At 74.3% G+C, this 19,802-nt stretch carries 20 protein-coding genes; 6 read left to right on the top strand and 14 right to left on the bottom strand.

Translation table 11 applies throughout. The features are described 5' to 3' along the window. Window positions 1-57 precede the first annotated feature (57 nt). The 5 genes from ACVUH9_RS07350 to ACVUH9_RS07330 all read right to left on the bottom strand — a co-directional run bounded on the left by ACVUH9_RS07350 (window position 58) and on the right by ACVUH9_RS07330 (window position 5,968). Window positions 58-453 carry a hypothetical protein gene (locus tag ACVUH9_RS07350; RefSeq protein ID WP_475755423.1) on the bottom strand — a complete coding sequence of 132 codons (396 nt, stop codon included), beginning with the start codon at window positions 451-453 and terminating at the stop codon, window positions 58-60. 182 nt (window positions 454-635) lie between these two features. Next, on the bottom strand, window positions 636-1,487 hold the full coding sequence (locus ACVUH9_RS07345; RefSeq protein ID WP_475755421.1) for an alpha/beta fold hydrolase: 852 nt from the start codon (window positions 1,485-1,487) through the stop codon (window positions 636-638). Window positions 1,488-1,553: 66 nt separating this feature from the next. Further along, entirely contained in the window at window positions 1,554-3,905 is a 2,352-nt protein-coding gene (locus ACVUH9_RS07340; protein ID WP_475755419.1) for a flippase-like domain-containing protein, read from the bottom strand. 81 nt (window positions 3,906-3,986) lie between these two features. After that, complete coding sequence (locus tag ACVUH9_RS07335) at window positions 3,987-5,342, bottom strand: hypothetical protein (protein WP_475755417.1); 1,356 nt, start codon at window positions 5,340-5,342, stop codon at window positions 3,987-3,989. Between the two features lie 275 nt (window positions 5,343-5,617). Beyond that, entirely contained in the window at window positions 5,618-5,968 is a 351-nt protein-coding gene (locus ACVUH9_RS07330) for a HesB/IscA family protein (protein ID WP_475755415.1), read from the bottom strand. Window positions 5,969-6,080: 112 nt separating this feature from the next. Here ACVUH9_RS07330 and ACVUH9_RS07325 point away from each other — a divergent pair, with 112 nt between their 5' ends. Genes ACVUH9_RS07325 through ACVUH9_RS07310 form a run of 4 tightly spaced genes read left to right on the top strand, consistent with a single transcriptional unit; the run spans window position 6,081 to window position 10,037 of the window. Beyond that, on the top strand, window positions 6,081-6,305 hold the full coding sequence (locus ACVUH9_RS07325) for a BolA/IbaG family iron-sulfur metabolism protein (RefSeq protein ID WP_475755414.1): 225 nt from the start codon (window positions 6,081-6,083) through the stop codon (window positions 6,303-6,305). Window positions 6,306-6,313: 8 nt separating this feature from the next. Then, a complete protein-coding gene (gene grxD, locus ACVUH9_RS07320; protein ID WP_475755412.1) occupies window positions 6,314-6,727 on the top strand; it encodes a Grx4 family monothiol glutaredoxin in 414 nt (137 codons plus the stop codon). Between the two features lie 38 nt (window positions 6,728-6,765). Further along, window positions 6,766-9,138 (top strand): M14 family zinc carboxypeptidase, encoded by a 2,373-nt coding sequence (locus tag ACVUH9_RS07315; protein WP_475755410.1) that lies wholly within the window; start codon window positions 6,766-6,768, stop codon window positions 9,136-9,138. Window positions 9,139-9,170: 32 nt separating this feature from the next. Continuing rightward, window positions 9,171-10,037 carry a DegV family protein gene (locus ACVUH9_RS07310; RefSeq protein ID WP_475755408.1) on the top strand — a complete coding sequence of 289 codons (867 nt, stop codon included), beginning with the start codon at window positions 9,171-9,173 and terminating at the stop codon, window positions 10,035-10,037. A gap of 259 nt (window positions 10,038-10,296) precedes the next feature. On the opposite strand, the gene ACVUH9_RS07305 is transcribed toward ACVUH9_RS07310, so the two are convergent. From ACVUH9_RS07305 to ACVUH9_RS07265, 9 genes are all read right to left on the bottom strand, one after another. Next, window positions 10,297-10,530, bottom strand: a complete 234-nt coding sequence (locus ACVUH9_RS07305; RefSeq protein ID WP_475755406.1) for a DUF3618 domain-containing protein — start codon at window positions 10,528-10,530, stop codon at window positions 10,297-10,299. Continuing rightward, entirely contained in the window at window positions 10,527-11,015 is a 489-nt protein-coding gene (locus tag ACVUH9_RS07300) for a phage holin family protein (protein WP_475755404.1), read from the bottom strand. Before ACVUH9_RS07300 ends, ACVUH9_RS07305 begins: the two co-directional genes overlap by 4 nt. Continuing rightward, window positions 11,002-11,325, bottom strand: coding sequence for a hypothetical protein (locus ACVUH9_RS07295; protein ID WP_475755402.1), 324 nt, complete (start codon window positions 11,323-11,325; stop codon window positions 11,002-11,004). The genes ACVUH9_RS07300 and ACVUH9_RS07295 overlap by 14 nt, the downstream gene beginning before the upstream one ends. Then, the gene (locus ACVUH9_RS07290; protein WP_475755400.1) at window positions 11,322-11,456 is read right to left on the bottom strand and encodes a hypothetical protein; all 135 of its coding nucleotides are present in this window, start codon (window positions 11,454-11,456) and stop codon (window positions 11,322-11,324) included. Before ACVUH9_RS07290 ends, ACVUH9_RS07295 begins: the two co-directional genes overlap by 4 nt. Window positions 11,457-11,752: 296 nt before the next feature. Then, complete coding sequence (locus ACVUH9_RS07285; RefSeq protein ID WP_475755398.1) at window positions 11,753-12,364, bottom strand: TetR/AcrR family transcriptional regulator; 612 nt, start codon at window positions 12,362-12,364, stop codon at window positions 11,753-11,755. Then, window positions 12,364-13,284, bottom strand: a complete 921-nt coding sequence (locus ACVUH9_RS07280; protein ID WP_475755396.1) for a carbon-nitrogen hydrolase family protein — start codon at window positions 13,282-13,284, stop codon at window positions 12,364-12,366. Before ACVUH9_RS07280 ends, ACVUH9_RS07285 begins: the two co-directional genes overlap by 1 nt. Window positions 13,285-13,379: 95 nt before the next feature. After that, on the bottom strand, window positions 13,380-14,138 hold the full coding sequence (locus ACVUH9_RS07275; protein WP_475755394.1) for a MerR family transcriptional regulator: 759 nt from the start codon (window positions 14,136-14,138) through the stop codon (window positions 13,380-13,382). Next, window positions 14,135-15,340, bottom strand: coding sequence for a CaiB/BaiF CoA transferase family protein (locus ACVUH9_RS07270; protein WP_475755392.1), 1,206 nt, complete (start codon window positions 15,338-15,340; stop codon window positions 14,135-14,137). The genes ACVUH9_RS07275 and ACVUH9_RS07270 overlap by 4 nt, the downstream gene beginning before the upstream one ends. Window positions 15,341-15,546: 206 nt before the next feature. Beyond that, window positions 15,547-16,380 (bottom strand): MBL fold metallo-hydrolase, encoded by an 834-nt coding sequence (locus ACVUH9_RS07265; RefSeq protein ID WP_475755390.1) that lies wholly within the window; start codon window positions 16,378-16,380, stop codon window positions 15,547-15,549. A 1,763-nt stretch (window positions 16,381-18,143) separates the two neighbouring features. Between ACVUH9_RS07265 and ACVUH9_RS07260 the strand changes: the two genes are divergently transcribed. Next, complete coding sequence (locus ACVUH9_RS07260; RefSeq protein WP_475755388.1) at window positions 18,144-18,944, top strand: ParA family protein; 801 nt, start codon at window positions 18,144-18,146, stop codon at window positions 18,942-18,944. Continuing rightward, complete coding sequence (locus ACVUH9_RS07255) at window positions 18,944-19,765, top strand: hypothetical protein (RefSeq protein WP_475755386.1); 822 nt, start codon at window positions 18,944-18,946, stop codon at window positions 19,763-19,765. The genes ACVUH9_RS07260 and ACVUH9_RS07255 overlap by 1 nt, the downstream gene beginning before the upstream one ends. Window positions 19,766-19,802: the final 37 nt, after the last annotated feature.

Raw genomic sequence — 19,802 nt, 5'->3', positions numbered from 1 at the left:
AACCGGCTCGAAGCGGAGGGCGGCGCCGTGGTGGCGGGCGGAGCGCCCGCCGCCCCGTCACCACTCGTCGATGTGCTCGGTGCCGCGGCCCTCACGGCCCCGCGGCCGCGAGCGCCAGCTGCGACGCGCCGCCGCTGCCGCGTTGCGGCGGGCCCGAGCCTGGTCGGAGATCGCCCCGCGGGTGATCCCCGTGACCACCGCTGGTCCGCGCAGGATCAGCAGGTAGTCGTCGCCGAGGAAGGCGTAGCGGCACCCGCGGCGGTGACGGCCGCGTAGCCAGACCGGCTGCTCGTAGGAGAGCTGCCCGACCTCGTCGAGCAGCCGCTGCACCCGGTCGAGGACCTCGTCACGCCCGACCGACGCCGCCGCGAACCGCTGTTCGAGCCGGGTCAGCGCATGCTCCCCGACCTCGGCGATCGAGCCGTCGGGGAGGCGTAGCATGTGGCCACTCATCGTGCGTACACCATACCCGGAGGCGGACGAATGTTGGATAAATCTGGTCCAACCAGCACGTAAGGGTCTGGGCGACGACGATCGTCTCAGACCACGGATTCCCTGATGCAGACGGTCGTCTCAGGCCCACCGGGGCGACCGACGGTACTCGGGGACGACCTCCGTCCCTCCGTACCGTTCGCTCAGTCGGCCCGTGCCGCCGTCTCCCGCACGATCCGCACCGCCCGCGCCGGGTCCTCCCAGAAGAACAGGTGGCCGACGCCCTCGAAGGTCTCGAGCGTCGCCCCCGGGATCGCGTCGGCGATCGTCGCGCCGTTGGCGTAGGGCAGCATCCGGTCGAGCGTCCCGTGGGCGACGGTCGTCGGCACGGCGATCTCCCCCAGCCGGTCCGCCGCCGCGTGCTGGCCGATCGCGGCCAGCTGCTCGGTGATCGTGCCCAGCGAGACCCGGCCCGCCCGGCTGATCTCGGTGAAGGCGGCGAACCGCTCGGGATCGGCAGCGAAGCTCGGGGAGAGGTTCATCTCCCACCCCGCCCGCAGCGCCCGCTCGGCGTCGCCGCTCTGGAAGGCCTCGACCAGTCCGCGCATGTCCTCCGGGTCGGGCCAGACCCCGGACGGGCCCCCCGGGGTGGTGCAGCCGAGGACCAACGAGCGGACCCGGTCGGGATGCCGCAGCGCCAGCTCCTGCGCGGTCATCCCGCCCATCGAGACGCCGAAGACGTCGACCGGCGTTGCCAGCCCGAGCGCGTCGAGCGCCGCGGCCTGGGCGTCCGCGAGGTCGGCGATCGTGTAGGGGCCGCTGCTGCGGGTCGAGCCCGCGACACCGATGTGGTTGACGCTGAGGACCCGCCGTCCGGCCGCCACCAGGCCGTCGAGGAACGCCGGTCCCCAGTGGCCGTGCGTCCCGCTCATCCCCTGGATCAGCAGCAGCGGCGGTCCCGCACCCCGGTCGAGCGTCGTTCGGACCGTGCCGTCGGCCAGCTCCAGCGGCCGGACCGGGTCGGGCGTGAGCAGCGGAGCAGTCGGGTCGTCCATCGCCGCGAAGGCTAGCCGAGGGCGGAGCGGTGGCCGCAACCATCACGGCGCGCGGTCGCCGCCGGGCTACGACTCGGCTTCGACGCCGACCGCGATGCTCTTCGGCAGCGGCGGCAGGTCGACCGGCGACGCGTGCAGCGCCCGGACGCGGACGTCGCGCCAGGTCACGCCCTCGCGCAGCATCGCCGGCATCCCGAGCGCGAGCGCCGTGGCGATCTCGACCGCCTGTAGGACGATCCCGTAGCCGATCGCGTCGGAGTAGCCGACGCCGTAGCCGGCCCCGAGCACGGTCACGCAGGCGGCCTGGAAGACACCGAGGTTCGACGGCGTCAGCGGCAGCACCGCCGTCACGTTGACCGCGAACAGCACCGCCGCGGCGGCCCCGACGCCCTCGTCGATCCCGAACGCCCGCAGCAGCACGAAGCAGCCGATCCACTGGAGCGCCCACGCCATCAGCTGGGAGCTGATCGCGACCGACGCGTGGCGCGGACGGGCGAACACCCGCAGGCCGTCGCGGAGCGCGTGGGCGACCCCGCGCAGCCGCTGCTGGATCCGGTGGAGCCGTCCTTCCCGATCGCCCCGACCCCACCGCATCCGCAGCAGCACCGGGCCGAAGAGCACGATCAGCAGCAGCACCGCGGGCACGATCGCGAGCGTGACCAGCGCGCTGTCGTGGCCCCGGAAGAGGCGGATCGAGCTGACCATCACGGCGCCGAGGATCAGCAGCGCGAGCACGTTGATCAGCGTCTGGGAGACGAGCGTGCCGAGCACCACCGGCAATCGCTCGCGGGGGCGGCCGATCCGGCGGGCCATGATCAGCGCACGCGACGGCTCGCCGAGGCGGGCCGGCAGCGTCGCCGACATCATCACGCCGATCGCCGTGGCGCGGAAGGTGTCGCCGCGGCTCATCCGCGCGTCGGGGATCGCCGCCTGCAGGATCGCGTGCCAGGAGATCGCGCGGAAGCCCATCGACACGGCCATCACGCCGAGCGCGAGCAGGACCCACAGCGGCGAGGACTGGACGAGGCTGTTGCCGATGCTCTCGAGGCCGATCCGGTCGAGCGCGAGCGCGCCGAGCCCGACCGTGCCGATCACGCCGGCGGCGACGAGACCGCGGCGGGCCACCCGGCGGTACTTGCGCTTGCGGTCCTCCCGCGAGGGCGCGGCCGTCGGCGCGTCCGGGGCCGGCATCCGGCGGGCGGGGACCGGCTCGCGCCCGTCCGCGGGCTGGAAGCCGTGGCGGACCGCGATCCGGGCCGCCCGCGTGACCGGCTGCGGCGCCTGCAGCGCGTCCTCGTAGACCCCGAGCACCCGCTGGGCGACCCGTGGCCAGGCGTAGCTGCCGGCGGCGCGGCGGGCCGCCTCGCTCATCGTCCGGCGCCGCTCGGGGCGCAGGGCCAGGTCGCGAAGGCTGTGGGCGAGGGCGAGCGCATCGCCCGGGGGCACCAGGATCCCGTCGCGGCCGGCGGTGACCACGTCGCGGTAGCCGACGATGTCGGAGGCGACGACGGGGACGCCCTGGGCGAAGGCCTCGGTCAGGACCATCCCGAAGCTCTCGCCGCCGAGCGACGGCGCGCAGAGCACGTCGCAGGCGGCCAGCTCGCGGTGCTTGGTCTCGTCGTCGACCCGGCCGAGCACGCGAACGCCCTGGAGCCGGTCGTCGAGCGCCAGGCGCCGGACCTCTTCCTCGTCCGGCCCGATCACGACCAGCTCGACCGGAAGCTGCTCGCGCAGGGCATCGAACGCGCGCAGCAGGATCGGGAGCCCCTTGCGCTCGACGGCCTGGCCGACGAAGGCGATCTTCATCGACCCGACGGGACGGGGCTCGCGGACCGCACTGGGCCCGGCTGGCAACTCGACCCCGTTGGGGATCACGCGGTAGCGGCCGCCGAAGTAGCGCTGGCCGGTCCAGGCGGCCGCATCGGAGACGGCGATCCGCTCGGCGAGGCCGTTGAGCCGTCGACGGGCGCCGAAGCCGACGCCGAGACCGTTGGTCAGCGAGTTCGTCGAGTAGCAGTGGAAGGTGCCGACCAGCGGCGCGCTGCGGCAGCTGAGCAGCGTGTCCCAGGCGAGCAGCGGCGCGTGCGGCTCGTGCAGGTGAACGACGTCGTAGCCGCCGCGGTCGAGCGCGTCGCGCAGCCGGCTGATCGCCGACGGGCTGGCGGCGAGGTTCGAGATCCCCCCGTTGGCCGGGACGCCGAGCGTCCGCCCGAGCGGCACGAGCCACTCCGGAGCAGTCCGATCCTGGGGCCAGGCACCCCGGTGCATCCGGGCGGCGAGACGATCCGGCGGGTCGAACGGAGCGAGCACGTGAGCCTCGTGCCCTTGCCCGTGGAGCTCCCGCGCCAGTGCCTCGATGTGCCGAGCTACGCCTCCAGGGTACGTCCACGAATAGGGCGAAACCAGCGCAACGCGCATCACGAAGAGACTACCCGCCAACGGCGAAAGGGAACAACTCGGACACGCTTGCGCCCCCGATGCCCCTCCACCACCGCGTTCTCAGCCCGGCGGCGCCGAGGCCCGATCGGCTCGACCGTCCGTTCGACAGGCTGTCGGGAGCCCCGGCGGGGGCGATTCGGGGGCCCGATCGCCGCCCCACGCCTCCCACAGCGCGGCCACGGGATAGGTCCGCGAGAGCGGCTCGTCGAGCAGCCCGACCGGGAACGCCGGATCCTCGCGAACGGAGTACTGGAAGGCCGCCGTCACCCGCGGGTCGTGCCACCAGTGGTCGAGCTGACGGTCCATCAGCCGGCACTCGGCCGCGAGCGTCGTCCTCGCGTCGTCGCGGCGTCCGCCCGCCCGCGGCGCCCCGACCCCGGTCTCGGTGATCCAGGCCGGGCGGTCGTTCAGGCACGGGCGCCGGTCGAGCTCGCGCAGGCCGGCCGCGACCGGCTCCCCTCGTCCGCTGCGCGGCTTCGCCTCGAAGTACCCGTGCAGCGAGATCACGTCCGCCCGGCAGAGGACCTCGTCCGGAAGCGCCCGCAGGAACTCGTCCGACGGGACCGCCCGCGGGGCCGGCGCGGCCCAGGCCGCCAGCTCCCCGACCACCAGCTGCGGCGCGACCTGGCCGGCCGGCGTCGGCTGCTCGCGACGGAGGACGGCGAGCTCCTCGTCCATCGCGGTCACGAGTCGCGCGTAGTCGGCCGGAGCCGTCGGGGCCGCGGCGGGATCGCAGCTCGCCCGCTGCGGGCCGAGGAAGTACGGCGCGTTGGGCTCGTTCCACGGCGTCCAGTCGGCGGCCGGGATCCCGGCGTCGCGGACCGCCTTCCAGACCGCCGCGATCGCCGCCCGGTAGGCGGGCTCCCGGTCCGCCGCCAGCGGCCGGGCGCCCTCGCGCACGCTCGCCGCCTGGCAGCCCTCGGCGGTGGCCGCCCCGGCCCAGCTCGGCATCCCCCAGAAGTTGATCAGCGGCCGGAAGCGGCCGGGCGCCGCCTTCTGGGCCGCCGCGACCGCCCGCAGGGTCCCCGCCAGGCTGACCGCTCCCGCGCACGGCGGGGCGGCCTCGCGGCCACAGCCGTCGCCGATCACGCGGGCGGGGTCGAGCGGCTGCCCGGCGTCGGGCTGGAGCAGGTCCCAGCGGACGTCGATCCGGACCCGCCGCGGGGCGATCCGGGCGACCAGCGCGCGGGCGCCGTCGAAGCCGGCGATCGCGGGCTCGCCCGGCGGGGTCAGGGCGCCGGCGTCGGTGGTGACCAGACCGACCTCCAGCGACGGCGGGCGCAGCCTCGGCCCGGCGGGTTCCGCGGCCGGCCCGGGGACCGGTGCGGCGCGCGTGGCGCGGCCCTCTCCGGCCCCGTCATGGGCCGTCGTCCGGCCGATCGCGAGGCCGACCGCGACCAGCAGCAGCGCGACCACGGCGACCAGCGCCGACCGCCTGAGCCGGCGGGAGCCGGAAGCGCCGGGGCCGGCGGGGTCCGAGGACCCGGGGCCGTCCGGTCGCTGGTGCTCGGAAGCGATCGCCTCGGGCTAGTGTCGTGCGTCGGAGGCTCGGTGACCGATTCCCGCAGGCACGGTCGTGTCCTGACGGTGACCGGATCCCTGTCCCGTACGACGAGTACGGGGCCGCGATGCGGGTGCCGTCAGGAGCGAGCGAGCGCCGGGAAGCGGCAACGAACGTCCGCCTCGGGACACTAGACCGCCGAGACCTCTTCCTCGTCCGCCACGCGGAAGGACGAGCCGCAGCCGCAGGCGGCCGTGACGTTGGGGTTCTCGACCTTGAAGCCGGCGCCGGTCATGGCGTCGAGGTAGTCGATCGTCGAACCGGTGACATAGGGGAACGACTGGCGATCGCAGAGCACCGCGATGCCGTGCGAGTTGAAGGTCATGTCCGAGTCGCGACGTTCGTCGAACGCCAGCACGTACTGGAACCCCGAACAGCCGCCACCGCGGACGCCGACGCGCAGGCCGGCCTCCCCCTCCTGGGGGTTGCTGTCGAGGAACTCGCGGACCTTTTCCGCAGCCTTGTCGGTGATCGTGATCATGGTCGCCTCCGCAACGATGGTCTTCCCATCGGGTCCAATACTTCACCGAGTGTAGCGACCCCGGACCCCGGCCTCGAAGGGCCAGGTCGCGACCCTCTAGTCTGTGATGTAGATGGCCACCGCCGATGAGATCAAGCAGCGCATCGAGAGCGCAGTCCCCGACGCGATCGCCGAAGTCCACGGCCCGGATGGCGTGCACTTCGAGGCGGTCGTGACCTCGGCCGCCTTCAGCGGCCGCTCGCGGATCGAGCAGCACCGGATGGTGATGGACATCTTCGCCGGCGAGCTCGGCGGATCGATCCACGCACTCAGCCTGAAGACCAAGACCCCGTCCTGAGGAATCCCATGAGCGACAACCAGCTCCGCGACGCGATCTCGGCGGCCATTGCCGAGAACGACATCATCCTCTTCATGAAGGGGACGCCCGAGGCCCCGGCCTGCGGCTTCTCCGCCCGCGCCGTCGGCGTGATGCAGGCGCTCGACGCCTCGTTCGCCAGCGTCGACATCCTCCCGGATCCGCGGATCCGCCAGGAGCTCTCGGCGGTCTCCAACTGGCCGACGATCCCGCAGCTGTTCGTCGACGGCGAGCTCGTCGGCGGCAGCGACATCATCCTCGAGATGTACGAGAGCGGCGAGCTGGCACAGCTCGTCGGCGCCAACGCCGGGGCCAACGACGCCGACGCTCCCGCGGCGGCGCCCGCTGAGCCGGCCGCGGCTTCCGAGGACCAGCTGCTGCAGCCCGAGAACCGGCTCGGCTAGACCCGCCCGCGGGCTCGGCCATCGGCGACGGAGCAGCCGTGTCGCTCCTGCGTCACGGAGTCGGCGCGACCGTCGCGGTCGCGCTGGCCCTGGCCGTCGCACCGGCGGTCGCCGCGGCCGATTCGGCCTGCCCGGCCGTCGCCGGTGCCCGCACGGTGCCGACGGCGACCACGGTCCTCGGCCGTGAGCTGACCGCCGCCCCGCTCGCGCCGGCGGACGCCGACCGCTATCTCGCGGCGCTCGATGCCGCCTCGCCGCGGATCGTGACCGGCGTCGCCGGTCGGACGATCGAGGACCGGCCGCTGCGGTACGCGATCGTCGGCGACCCACGGTCGCTCGCCCCGCGCCGCCTGGCCGCGATCGCCGCCGCCGCCCGCGCGGTCCGGTCGGGAGCGATCGGACCGACGGCGATCTCCCGCGCCGCGGACGGTCCCGCGATCGTCTGGCTCGGCGGCAGCGTCCACGCCAACGAGCCCTCGGGCACCCCGGCGCTGCTCGGTGCGCTCCAGCGGCTGGCGAGCGATGACTCCTGTGCGACCCGGCGGACCCTCCACGGGACCGTTGCCGTGGTCATCCCGGACGAGAACCCCGACGGCCGCGCCGCCGGCACCCGCACCAACGCCGCCGGCTTCGACCTCAACCGCGACTGGTTCGCGGCGACCCAGCCCGAGACCCGGGCCAAGCTGGAGCTGCTGCGGCGCTACCCGCCGGCGGTCGCGGTCGACCTCCACGAGCAGACCGGCAGCGACTACTTCACCCCGCCCTACGCGGCGCCGCTGATCGCCGGGCTCCCGAGCCAAGCACGCCGGGTCGCGGACCGGCTGGTCGTGCCCGCCGTCGGTCGGGCTCTCGGCGAGACCGGCGTCGCGGTCTCCCACGGCGTCTCCGCCGGCTACGACCTGCTCTACCCCGGCTACGCCGACTCGGCCACGAGCCTGTTGTTCGGTGCCGGCGGCATGACGTTCGAGCAGGGGTCGGACCTGCCGCTGGCGGAGCGGACGCGCCGGCACCAGGTCGCCTCGCTCGCGACCCTGCGCGCAATCGCCGGCCGTCGCGACGACGTCGTGCGAAGCTGGGCGAGCGGCTTCGCGACCGCGGTCCGCGAGGGCCGCTCCGGTCGTCGGCCCGCGGGCGAGCCGGCCTTCGCCTGGACGATCCGGACCGACCGCCACCAGGCCGACGCCGTCGCCCTCGCCCTCCGCCTCCAGGCCGATGGAGTCCGGGTCCGGGCGCTTCGGCGGGCGACGACCTTCTCCCGCTACTCGCCGCTCGGCCAGACCCGAACGCAGTCGGCCCGACTCCCGGCCGGGACGATCGTGGTCCCGGCCGACCAGCCGCTCGGCCGCTGGGCCGGAGCCCTGCTCGGCAGCGACGCCGACGAGGCCGGCATCGACGTCCGCGGCGAGGACAGCTGGTCGCTCCCGCGGATGGCCGGGGTCGACGCCGGAATCGCCCGCAGCACGGTCCGGCCGACGGCGCTCACGCGCTTCCGTTCGCCGCGCACCGCGCGGGTCCGGGCCGGTACCGACCAGACGCTGACCTTCGCCGGCGACAGCGCCGCGGCCGGACGGCTGGCGGTCACCCTGCTGGCCGCCGGCCGACCCGTCGCCCGCGGCACGAACGGCGATTACCGGACGGCCGCCGACACCGCCCTGCCCGTCCGCGCCGCACGTCTCGGGGTCGGTCTCCACACGGCCCCCGGCCCCGTCGCCGACACCGGCGCGACCACGCTCGCCGCGCCGCGGGTGACCGTCGTCGCCGACCCGACGCCGCCGCTGACGGGCACCCCGGCCACCCTCACCGCCGGTGAGCGGCCGTCCGGTTGGCTCGGCGCCGCCCTCGCCGCCTCCGGATCCCCTGTCGCGACGGTCTCGGCCGCGGAGCTCGCCGCCGGCGTCCCGGTCGGGACGACCCACCTCGTGCTCGGCCCGGGGCCGCTGCCGAGCGGCGGGCTCGTCCAGCCGGCCCGCGACGCCGTCGACCGCTTCGTCCAGGCCGGCGGCACGCTCGTGGCGCTCGGCGGCCACGGGATCACCGCCGCCACCGGCACTGGGCTCAGCGCCGTGCGGACGACGGCGGCCCCCAGCACGGACGCGGTCTCGGTCGCGGCGGTGCCCGGCGGCGATCCGCTCGGTCGTGCGATCGGCGGGCCGACCCGGGCGATCGTCGCCGGAGAGCCGCGTCTGTCGGCCCCGGCGGGGGCGATCGTGGCGCTCCGGGCGGGCAGCGGCGCCGCCCTCACCCCCTCGGGTCCCCGCAGCGCCGCGAACGGCCTCTCCGGGCATCCGCTGGTGCTCGACGAGCCGCGCGGCCGCGGGCACGTGGTCTCGCTGGGCTTCTCGCCCGTCTTCCGCGGCCAGTCGGCCGGCGGCGAGCGAGCCCTGCTCGCGGTGCTGCTGCCGTCACGCTGAGAGCGGACCGGCTCGCTATAGGCTGGGACGCCATGTCCGTCGCCATCGTCACCGACACCACGCACTACCTGCCCCGGGAGATCGTCGAGCGGCACGACTTCCACGAGGTCAGCCTGTACGTGACGCGCGGCGGTGAGGCGGTCCGCGAGGCCGACATCACCGACCTCGACGGCTTCTACGCCGGCCTCCGCGACCAGCGCGACCTGCCGACGACGTCACAGCCGTCGGTCGGCGACTTCCTCGCCGTCTACGAACCACTGCTCGCCGCTGGCCACGACATCGTGTCGATCCACCTCGCCGGGGGCATCTCCGGCACGGTCGAGACCGCCCGCCAGGCGGCGGCGATCGCCACCGAGAACAGCCCTCAGCGAATCGAGGTCATCGACTCGCGGTTGGCCTGCGGAGCGCTGGGCTTCCCGCTCCTCGCCGCCGCCGCTGCGGGCGGTCCGGACGGCGATCTCGACGCGGCCGTCGCGGCCGCCAACGGCGCGATCGCCAGCATGCACCGGACGTTCATCTTCGCCGTCGACACGCTCGAGTACCTGCGGCGGGGCGGCCGGATCGGCAACGCCCAGGCGTGGATCGGCGGGGCGCTCAAGATCAAGCCGATCCTCACCCTCGACGGGGAGATCACCCCGATCGAACGCGTCCGGACCTCACGCAAGGCGTTCGACCGGATGGTCGCGGTGGCGACCGAGCTGCAGGCGGCGGGCTCGGACGGCTGGTGCATCCAGCACATCCAGGCCCGGTCGGAGGCGGAGCGGCTCGCGGCGGCGGCCGAGGAGATCATCGGCACCCCGCCGCTCTTCATCAGCGAGATCGGGCCCGTGATCGGCTCGCACGTCGGCCCCGGCCTGCTCGGCATCGGCGGCGTCTCCCGCTCGATCCTGCCCGAGTAGGTCTGAGCCGGCCGGTCTCAGCGAACACCTGGCCCGCGTGGGTGCGTGCGAGGTGTGCGTAGGCCAAGCAGGTCGGTACGCGTGGGCCCAGAGCCGTGCGCGAGCACTGCCGAGGCCCTCGCGTGCCGAGACGCCAAGCGCCTGGCGGGTGCGTCTGAGGTGTTCGTAGGCCAAGCAGGTCGGTACGCGTGGGCCGAGAGCTGTGCGCCAGCACTGCCGAGGCCCTCGCGTGCCGAGATGCGCCGCGCCTACGGACGCCTCAGCGCGCCCGCCGCCGGAACGCGCCCGTCAAGGCGCCGATGCCGCCGGCGAGCACGAAGCCGGTCACGCCGACGGCGATCACGACGGCCTTCTGGTTGCGACGGACCTGGCTGCGCCAGTCCGACAGCTCGGTCACGTCGCTGCGCAACCGGTCGATCGACGTCGTCAGCTCGCGACGGTGGTCCTCCAGCGAGGCCCGGATCTGCTCCGGGGTGCGGCCAGCACTGCTCATTCGGGCTTCCTCGTGTCGACGGTCCCGAGCGTCCGCTCCGGGCCCTTGGGGATCGCCGGTCCGCCACCGGTCGAGGCGACGCTGGCACGGATCAACTTGGCCTCGTCGATCGCCATCTGCGGCGTCGGCGGGGCCCCCTTCTTCACGAACCGGTAGGCCAGGAACCCGCCGAGACCCGCCAGCAGGAACAGCAGGAACGCGGTGATGAAGAAGCCCCAGAAGATCTGCTGGTTGTCGAACAGCAGGTAGGCCAGCATCCAGGCGAAGCCGTTCAGCGCGAACAGCCCGCCGAGCGCGACGAAGATGCCCGCGATGATCGCGACCACGGCGCCGCGCCCGAGGCTGCCGACCTTCTGCGCGACCTCGGCCTTGGCCAGCTCGATCTCGTCGCGGACGATGTGCTGCGTCCGCTCGGTGACCTCGGCCAGGCCCTCGACGACCGACTTCAGCGACGCCTCGCGGCGCCGGTCCTCAGCGCCGGACAAGGGTCCGCAAGACGATCGCGGCGAAGACGCCACCCGCGAGGGCGGCGGCCAGGAGCAGCTCGGGACGATCCTCCGGGATCGCACCCCCGAACGCGCCTGCCTGGTTGGACGGCGGAGGCCCGGCGAACGGGTCCCCGACCGGTGCGTCGAAGGCGGGGGCAGCGGTCGCGAATCCGGCCTGCGGCGTCGCGCCCGACCCGGCGGCTGGAGCTTCGGTGGTGGGCGGAGCGGGCTGCTCGGGACCCGGGGTCGGCTGCTGGGCCGCCTCCGCGTCGCCGGGCTGCGCGTTCACCTTCGGCGTATCGCTCACTCGGGGGGCTCCTCTCCGAAGACGCGGCGCCATATCACCGCAGCGCCGCGCTGAGCGACGATGCTGGCGAGGACGCCGAGACCGGCAACCAGGCCGGACCAGGCCAGGCGCTTGACGAGCTCGTTCTCCATTACGACGATCCTACCCGGCAGTACGGCGGCGCATGCGTTCCGCGACCGGGCGGCCGCCGGGGTTCCCGACCGACGGTCGCGTTCAGAACCCACTTTCAGAATGATCGGCACGTCTGGTGCGGCCGCTGACGCATCGCGTGGCGGCACCCGGACCCGCAGTCGGACACCAACCTGACTACTCGGGCCCTGTCCACCGCCCTGCTCGGTCCTCGCCCACACCAGACGACCGCGAAGGACCTATCCGCGGTCCGTCGCACGGCCCCTACAGGCAGAGCTCCACGGTCCGGAATCGGCTCTCAGCGCGCGTCGAGCCCGCCGCAGATCGTCTCGACCAGCGTCGCGACCGCCGCCTGGCGGTCCTCCGGCGTCGACGGCATCAGGTCGAAGATCCAGGCGGTCAGGATCTGCTCGATCCCGCCGTAGAAGACGATCCCGGCGAAGTGCGGCGGGATGTCGGGACGCAGCTCGCCGCGCTGCTGGGCACGTTCGACGATCTTGGCGATCCCGGCGTGGGCCTCCTGGATCGTCGCCCAGTGGCGGCGGCCGAAGGTGTTGGCCTGGCGGGTGACCTCGACGATCACCACCTGCATGACCTCGGGGCTGCGACCGTAGCTCTCGACGATGAAGGTCGCGACCTTGGCCAGCTTCTCGCGCGCGGTCAGGGTGTCGTCGTCGTCCGCGGCCTGGATCACCTCGAGCATCAGGCCCCAGCGCTCCAGGAAGACCTCGTCGAGGATCCCGTCCTTGCTCTTGAAGTAGTGGTAGACGAGGCCGTAGGCGACGCCCGCCTCGTCGGCGATGTCGGACACCCGGCAGTGGTTGAAGCCACGCTGCGCGAACACGTGGACGGCGGCGTCGAGGATCGCCCGCCGCTTCTCGGCGCTGGCGGTGGTCGAACGTGCAGCCATCACTCCTGCTCCTGGTCGGGGACGGTCGGGGAAAGCTCGGGGGTCGCCTGGTCCCACGCGACGGCGAGGTCGCCGTCGGGCAGCGCGGCGAGCGCGCCGGCGACCGAGGCCCGCCGTTGCCGGAGGACCGGCAGCTGCTCGCGGACGGCGTCCTGGCGGTCGAGGTCGAGGTCGGCCACGATCACCGCCTCGCCGTCGGAGTCGGCCTGTCCCAGGACCGTCCCCCACGGGTCGACGATCATCGACCGGCCGCCGGAGCGGACGCCGGGCGCATGCTCGCCGTACTGGTTGGCCGCGAGCACGAAGGCGCCGTTCTCGATCGCCCGCGCGCGCAGCAGGATCTCCCAGTGCGCCTCGGTGGTGCGGGCCGTGAAGGCGGCAGGGACCGTCAGGATCCGGGCTCCGCGCGCGGCGAGCGTGCGGTACAGCTCGGGGAAGCGGAGGTCGTAGCAGACGCTCAGACCGACCTGGACGGCCGGCTCGCTACCGGACGGTCCCGCGGCCAGCGTCGAGAGGACGACCCCGTCGCCGGCGATCTCGCGGTCGGACTCGCGATAGCGGACCCCGGCGACGTCGGCGTCGAACAGGTGCAGCTTGCCGTAGGCGACGAGGCCGCCGTCGGGGCGCGCGTGGAGCGCCGTGTTCTGCTGGCGGCCGTCGGCCCGACGCACGGCGACCGACCCCGCGAGCAGGTCGATCCCGAGCTCGCGAGCGGTCCGGCGGGCCCAGGCGACGGCCGGACCGTCGAGCGGCTCAGCTCCGGCGGCGACCTCGCGGTCACGACCGAGCACCGACCACTTCTCGGGCAGCAGCACGACCCGTGCGCCGGCCGCGGTCGCCTCGCGGACGAGCCGGTCGGCGGTGGCCAGGTTGGCCGCCACGTCAGGGGTGCTGCGGAGTTGGACGACGGCAGTTCGCACAGGCGGGACGTTGACTGACGAGTCAATCACTCACAGCATAGCCCCGCCGTGACCCCTGTGCGGAGACCGGCGGAGGGCGTTCCCGCCGGCCCGACTCAGGGCGTGCGGCGAGCGCGACGCAACTCGCGCCGCAGCGCCTGGCCGTGGATCGCCCCGACGAGGTCGCGGAGCGGATCGGTGGCCGCGAGCATCAACTCTACGGCCCGCTCGGGCGTGACGTTGCGATCGACCATCCGGTGCAGGAACGTCTGGGACTCCTCCCGCACCAGCGGCTCGAGCGCCTCGACGTAGCGGAGGACGTCGTAGGCGGTGAACCCGAGATCCTCGCCGAAGCCGGTCCGCCGGAAGCGCATCACGGCCTCCACGATCCGGACCTCGTCGATGTCGTAGCCCTCCGCGCCGTCGCCCATCACGCCCAGCTCGGCGAGCTTGTCGAGCACCAACGGGGCGACGCCCGTCCGCTCGACCAGCTCCTCGCGGGAGACGGTCTCGGCGCTGTCGGCCTGCGAGAGCGCGCGCTCGATGATGTCGTCGCCGCGGACGACCAGCTCGCCCGCCCGCTCGACCCCGCCGTCGAGCACCTCCCGGATCGCCCGCAGCGGCATGAACCGCTCCTCCTGCAGGCGCTTGATGATCCGGATCCGCTCGACGAACTCGGCCGGGTAGTAGGCCATGTTGCGGGAGGTCCGGACGATCCGGGCGCCCTCCTCCGCGTTCGGATCGACCTCGAGCAAGCCCTCCCGGAGGTAGTGCTTGACCGTCGCCGGGCTGACGTCCGCCCGCTCGGCCAGCTCGGCCATCCGCAGCAGCCCGGCCGTGCTCGGCGTGCCCGACCCGCCGGCCGCAGCACTCATGCCGGCCGCCCCGCCGCCCCGCCGGAGGCCAGCGCGGCGGAGATCTCGTCGTCGCCGAGGCCGGCCTCCCGCAGCACCTCCTCGGTGTGCTCGCCGAGACCCGGGGCCGGGAGCCGGTGCACGTTCCCGGGGGTGACCGACAGCTTGATCGGCAGGCCCAGCGAGCGGACCGGAGCGGTCGCGCCGGGCTGCTCCAGCTCGACGACCATCTCGCGCTCGCGGACGAGATCGCTCTCCAGCGCCTCCTCCAGCTCCCAGACCGGCTCGAGGCAGGCGTCGTGCTCGTTGCCGAAGGCCTCCCACTCGCGCCGGGTCCGGCCGCGGGCGATCTCCTCGACCTGCGTGTGGGCCTCGCTGCCCGGCGGGTCGTACTGGCGCTCGATCAGGTCCTCGCGACCGACGCCCTCGCAGAACGCCCGCCAGAACTTCGGCTCGAGCGCGCCGATCGTGATGTAGCCGTCGGCGCAGGCGTAGGGCCGGTAGCAGAGGTACATGCCGGTCAGGTTGGTGTGACCGCGCCGCTGCGGCTGCCCCTGGAGCGCGGCCGCCGCGTCCATCGCCGTCCACGAGAGGGCACCGTCGGTCATCGAGACGTCGATGAACTGCCCTTCCCCCGTGCGCTCGGCGTGCCGCAGCGCGGCGAGGATCCCGATCACGCCCATCAAGGCGCCGCCACCGATGTCGGCGACCTGGACGCCGCCGTTGACCGGCGGCCCGTCCCGGACCCCGTTCATGGCGAGGACGCCGTTGAGGCCGAGGTAGTTCATGTCGTGACCGGGCCGGTCCTTCAGCGGCCCGGTCTGCCCGAAGCCGCTGATCGCGCAGTAGACGAGCTGCGGGTTGCGGGCCTTCAACGCCTCGAACCCGACCCCGAGCCGATCGAGCACGCCCGGCCGGAACGACTCCAGGAGCACGTCGGCGGACTCGGCCAGACGGAGCAGCGCCTCCCGCCCCTCGGCCTGCTTCAGATCCAGCCGGATCGAGCGCTTGTTGCGGTTGAGGGCGAGGAACGCCGCCGACTTGGCGCTGTCCTCGACCCCGTCGACGTAGGGCGGGGCGAAGCGGATGTAGTCGCCCATCCCCGTGTCCTCGACCTTGATCACGTCGGCCCCGAAGTCGGCGAGCATCAGCGATGCGAACGGGCCGGGGAGGAGACGGGAGAGGTCGAGGACGCGGACGCCTTCGAGCGGAAGCTGGGTCATCGGCGGGTCACGGGTCGGGCGTGGGACGGGGCGGAGCCGACCGGAACGGGCTCCCGGGACGACCACGCGGTGGGAGCCGAGCGTACTACCTACCGCACGCAGCAGGTGCTACCTCCTACTTCTGCGAGGGTCTCACTCCCGGCGACCGCTCACGACCGCAGGAGCCGTGCCCGCGCCGATGATCGTCGGACCCGCCTCGGGGCCGTTCAGCTCGAAACGCGGTCGCCGTCCCCGCCGGCTGCCGCGACCCCGCCCCGCCCGAGCTCGGTGACGCCACCGCGGACCGGCCAGCGGACCTCGCAGTCGGCGGCGGCGAGACCCGCACGCGCCGTCGCCTCGTCCTCCGCGAAGTGCGCCCAGCCCTCGAAGTGGAGCGGCACGAGCAGCCGCGGCCGGAGCGCTGCGGCGGCACGAACGGCGGCCGACGCCCCCATCGTGTACCGCGCCGGGCCGGTCAGCGGGAACCGCACCCGGCCGAGGTTGATCAGCGCGACGTCGACGTCGAACCGCCGGCCGACCTCCTCGACCCCGCGGTACATGACCGTGTCGCCGGTCCAGTAGATGGCGCCCGGGCCGTCGGGGCCGTGCAGCGGCTCGCCCTCGATCACGAAGCCGACAACCGGGCCGGTCAGCGGCTCCGACAGCGGCGGACCGTGGCGGGCCGGCGTCGCGGTCACGGTCAGCGTCTGCCCGTCGCGCTCCAGGGTCGTCGTGGCCCAGGGCACGAAGCCCTCGGCGTTCCCGCCTAGCCGCTTGGCCCCCGTCTCCGTGGTCAGGACCCGGCCGGCGTGGGGGAGGAGCTCGCGCCCGGCGGCATCGAGGTTGTCGGCGTGGTGCTCGTGGCTGAGCAGGACCGCGTCGATCCGGCCGAGGTCCCCGGCCTCCAACGCCGGCCCGGTCAGCTTGCGCGAGCCCATCCCGGGGAAGAACCGGTAGCGGCCGCCCGGAGGGTCGAGGACCGGGTCCGTCAGGAGGCGGAACGGGCCGATCTCGAGCAGGGCGGTCGGTCCGCCGATCAGGGTCAGGCGAGGGTCGGTCATGGCGGCTTCCGGTGGGATTGGACGGTGAGGGTCGGGGCGGCCCGGCCCCACGACGACAGCTCCGGGACGACCGCGTTCGCGGACCCGAGAGTGCCGCGCGGACGGCGTCCGCCTGGCGACCGCCACCATACGGGGCGGAGCGACTGCCATCGAGCCGTCCCGGCCGCGGCAGGTTTCCAGAACCCGGGAGAAGACGACTACCTCAGCGTCGGGTGGATCACGAGGTTGATCGCCGTTACATCCGTGGTGATCGGCCCGTTCACCGAGAGCATCGCGATCGCGGGTGAGCCCGGGGTTCTGTCGCCCTGGAGCGGTCCGCGGCCGCCCGATCGGCGCCTCCCCACCGCCGCGAGCGCCGTTCCCGACGTCGGACGCCCCGCTCCGGCACGACGGTTCCCGTGAGCCCATGGCCGCCTTCCGGTGGCCGCGACGACGACCGGAATCGCCGCGTGACGCGACCCCGCTCGGGACCGGACGGGGCCTGCCGAGGCTGCGGCCGGCGCTCCGGGCGACCTTGTCGAAGCCTCCGGTTCGAGGCCTCGCTCGAGCGGCCTTTCGGGTCCGTTCCGGGACCGCCGAGGCGCCGTCGTCCGACCGCGATCGGATCGGTCGCGAAGCAGCCTCCGCTATGTCCTCGCGCGCGTCCGTTCCGCTCCGTCGAGCCCCCTGGTCGGGGCCTCGATCACCGAGCTCCGAGCCCCGCTCGCGACGTCATCCCGGACGGGAGCGGCGGCGGACGGGGGTCGACGTCCGATCAGCTAGGACCAGCGCGAGGGTCACAGCATGGACGATCGCGAGGACGGAAGCTCGCTGCTGGGCGCGAGTCGGGGTCCGGTGCGACGGTCGGGACCAGGACCGGGCGCGCGGTCGGCCGGCCGCGACCGTGAGCGGACCTCCGCCCGAACCGGCGCCCGCGGGTCCGGCCGGAGGTCGGAGGCAGCGGGCGAGCCTCCGTGCGGGGCACCGAACGACGGGACGCGACCGCGAGCGGATCGCCGAGCGCGTCGTCGGGCGCGCCGCCGCGCGAGCCACCGCGGGTCGGAGCGGTCAGAGGGGCGGTGCGCCGAGGGTCCGGTCCCCCGGGCGGGCGCGACGACGGGCGGCGCGATGCGCTCACGGACGGCGGCTCGTGCGCGCGGTCCGGGGCGGGGACGTGCGCGCGGCTCGATGTGGGGACGACGGCGCCGCCGGTCGGGCCACCGGACGGACTGCTGCCCGCGCGGACGGTGCGGTGCGGGCGCGGTGCAGCGTGCGGGCGCTCGACCGGGCGGCGCGACGACGAGCCGTGCGACCCGTCGCCCGCACTCCCGGGCGGGTGGACGGCCGCGGGTCCGTGCGAGCCGCCGGGGCGTGGACCGCTCGGGCAACCGTGGGGACGGCAGCGCGCTCGGCGGACGGGCCGGGTGCACGGCCGGCCGCCCGGTCTGGCGAACGGTGGCGCCGACGGGCGGACGTCGGAGGTCTCGGCCGGAAGACGTGGCGGACGCTCGGGGGCTGGTTCGGGTGGGCGGCCGGGTCCAGGGAGGAGCGGTCGGGCGGATGGCGGCCAGCGGGACTGGCCGCTCGGCCGGCCGAGCGGCAGCGCGACCGGACCGCCGGTCGCGCGGTCGAAGGCGCGGAGATCCGCGCGATCGGCAGGAAGGAGTTCCGCGCGCGACGGAGAACCAGCGAGCGAAGGACCGAGCCCCGCCCGGTCCCCGCGCGCCTGACCTGCCGGTCCTGCCGCACCCGCCTCGCCCCCGCCACCAGAAGGACGCCATCCGATGACCCGCGTGATCGCCGTCGCCAACCAGAAGGGCGGCGCCGGCAAGAGCACCGTGACCGTCAACCTGGCCGTCGCCCTCGGGCAGGCCGGTCGTCGCACGCTCGTCGTCGATGCCGACCCGCAGTTCGATACGACCGCGATGTTCGGCTTCGCGCCCGAGGACGCTCCGAGCACGATCGCGGACGTCTTCCTCGGCGAGGCCGAGGCGGACGGGGCCCTGATCGCCGACGCCGCCCCCGGTGTCGACCTGTTGGCCGGCGACAGCCGGATGGCGGACGTCGAGCTGACGCTCGTCTCGCAGGTGCGCCGCGAGGAGTTCCTGGCGGAGGCCCTGAACGAGACCATCGGTCGCTACGACTTCGTCCTGATCGACTGCCCGCCGAACCTGGGGCTGCTGACGGTCAACGCGTTCGTCGCGGCCGCCGAGGTCCTGGTCCCGATCTCGATGATCGACCGCAACGCCTACAAGGGCGCGGCAACGCTGCTCTCGACGTTGGAGACACTGCGCCGCCGACGCGTCAGCGTCCAGACGCTCGGCCTGCTGCGGAACAACGTCGACGCTCGCCGCAACACCTTCCAGACCCTCAACGACGCGCTTCCCGCGCTCGACGCGCCGCTCCTGGAGGCCCAGATCCCGATGCGATCCGGCTTCCACGACGCGACGACCGAGGGCATCCCGCTGGTGCTCCGCCGTCCTGACGGCCGCGGGGCCACCGCCTTCCGGCAGCTCGCCGAGGAGATCCAGCGGACGGAAGCCGGAACCAAGACACCCGATTCGAACCTGGCGGAGGCCGCCTGATGGCCCGTTTGAAGCTGTCCCCGAGCGGTCTGCGCAGCCCGCTCGACCTGCCCGAGACGCCCGACGAGACCCCGTCGGTGGTCACGATCACCCGCAAGCCGGTCGCCGTGGCGCCCCCGGCCGCGGAAGCCGATCTCGCGAGCACCGACGCCCCGGCACCGACGGCTGACACGACGACGGAAGCCCGTCCGACCGCGGCCCCCGCGCCGCAGCCGATCGAGGAGCCCACGGTGGCCGCGATCGTCGACCCCCTGCTGAGCGTGGCCCCGGCCCCGTCGTCCTTCCCGTCGCCAGCCGCCGAGCCCGAAGTCGTGGCAAGCAGCTCCGTCTCCGAGTCCGCTTCCGACGCCGACCTGCCCGCGTGGGCGGCAGCCCTGGACCCCGAGGCCCTGCGTCCGGAGCGCCTGCTCGGCCGCCCGAAGCAGACCGCCCTGATCCTCGACCGCGACCTCTCCGTCCGGGCTGACGAGCTGGTGGCCCGGACCGGCCCGCGGGTCACGTTCGCCGCGATCGTGACCGCCGTCCTCCACTTCCACCTGCCGGCCGACGGCGAAGCTGCCGCTCGTGCCATCGGTGGCTACCGCCGCCGCCGCCTCGAAGCCCTCGAGCACCCGTGGGAGGAGCGCAACGCACGCCTCCCCGAACCGCTCCGCGCGGAGCTCGACGACGTCGTTGCCGGGGCAACCGGCCGCGTCGCGTCCGTCCGTCGCTCGACCCTGGTGAACGCGCTCCTCGACGCCCACCTGCCGGCGGACGCCGGCGGCGCCGCGCGTCTCGTCACGCGGATGGAGATGGTGCGCGGCGGGGCCTTCCTCGACTGAGCGCGGGACCCACGCCCGTACCGCGAGCGACGGTGGC

This window comes from Patulibacter ginsengiterrae, assembly GCF_056269115.1.
This window is presented reverse-complemented; position numbering and strand designations above follow the sequence as displayed.

Excerpts from the sequence above, each read along its gene's own strand:
- ACVUH9_RS07350 (WP_475755423.1), bottom strand. The coding sequence starts at position 453 with ATGAGTGGCCACATGCTACGCCTCCCCGACGGCTCGATCGCCGAGGTC.
- ACVUH9_RS07345 (WP_475755421.1), bottom strand. The coding sequence starts at position 1,487 with ATGGACGACCCGACTGCTCCGCTGCTCACGCCCGACCCGGTCCGGCCG.
- ACVUH9_RS07340 (WP_475755419.1), bottom strand. The coding sequence starts at position 3,905 with ATGCGCGTTGCGCTGGTTTCGCCCTATTCGTGGACGTACCCTGGAGGC.
- ACVUH9_RS07330 (WP_475755415.1), bottom strand. The coding sequence starts at position 5,968 with ATGATCACGATCACCGACAAGGCTGCGGAAAAGGTCCGCGAGTTCCTC.
- ACVUH9_RS07325 (WP_475755414.1), top strand. The coding sequence starts at position 6,081 with ATGGCCACCGCCGATGAGATCAAGCAGCGCATCGAGAGCGCAGTCCCC.
- grxD (WP_475755412.1), top strand. The coding sequence starts at position 6,314 with ATGAGCGACAACCAGCTCCGCGACGCGATCTCGGCGGCCATTGCCGAG.
- ACVUH9_RS07310 (WP_475755408.1), top strand. The coding sequence starts at position 9,171 with ATGTCCGTCGCCATCGTCACCGACACCACGCACTACCTGCCCCGGGAG.
- ACVUH9_RS07305 (WP_475755406.1), bottom strand. The coding sequence starts at position 10,530 with ATGAGCAGTGCTGGCCGCACCCCGGAGCAGATCCGGGCCTCGCTGGAG.
- ACVUH9_RS07290 (WP_475755400.1), bottom strand. The coding sequence starts at position 11,456 with ATGGAGAACGAGCTCGTCAAGCGCCTGGCCTGGTCCGGCCTGGTTGCC.
- ACVUH9_RS07285 (WP_475755398.1), bottom strand. The coding sequence starts at position 12,364 with ATGGCTGCACGTTCGACCACCGCCAGCGCCGAGAAGCGGCGGGCGATC.
- ACVUH9_RS07275 (WP_475755394.1), bottom strand. The coding sequence starts at position 14,138 with ATGAGTGCTGCGGCCGGCGGGTCGGGCACGCCGAGCACGGCCGGGCTG.
- ACVUH9_RS07270 (WP_475755392.1), bottom strand. The coding sequence starts at position 15,340 with ATGACCCAGCTTCCGCTCGAAGGCGTCCGCGTCCTCGACCTCTCCCGT.
- ACVUH9_RS07265 (WP_475755390.1), bottom strand. The coding sequence starts at position 16,380 with ATGACCGACCCTCGCCTGACCCTGATCGGCGGACCGACCGCCCTGCTC.
- ACVUH9_RS07260 (WP_475755388.1), top strand. The coding sequence starts at position 18,144 with ATGACCCGCGTGATCGCCGTCGCCAACCAGAAGGGCGGCGCCGGCAAG.
- ACVUH9_RS07255 (WP_475755386.1), top strand. The coding sequence starts at position 18,944 with ATGGCCCGTTTGAAGCTGTCCCCGAGCGGTCTGCGCAGCCCGCTCGAC.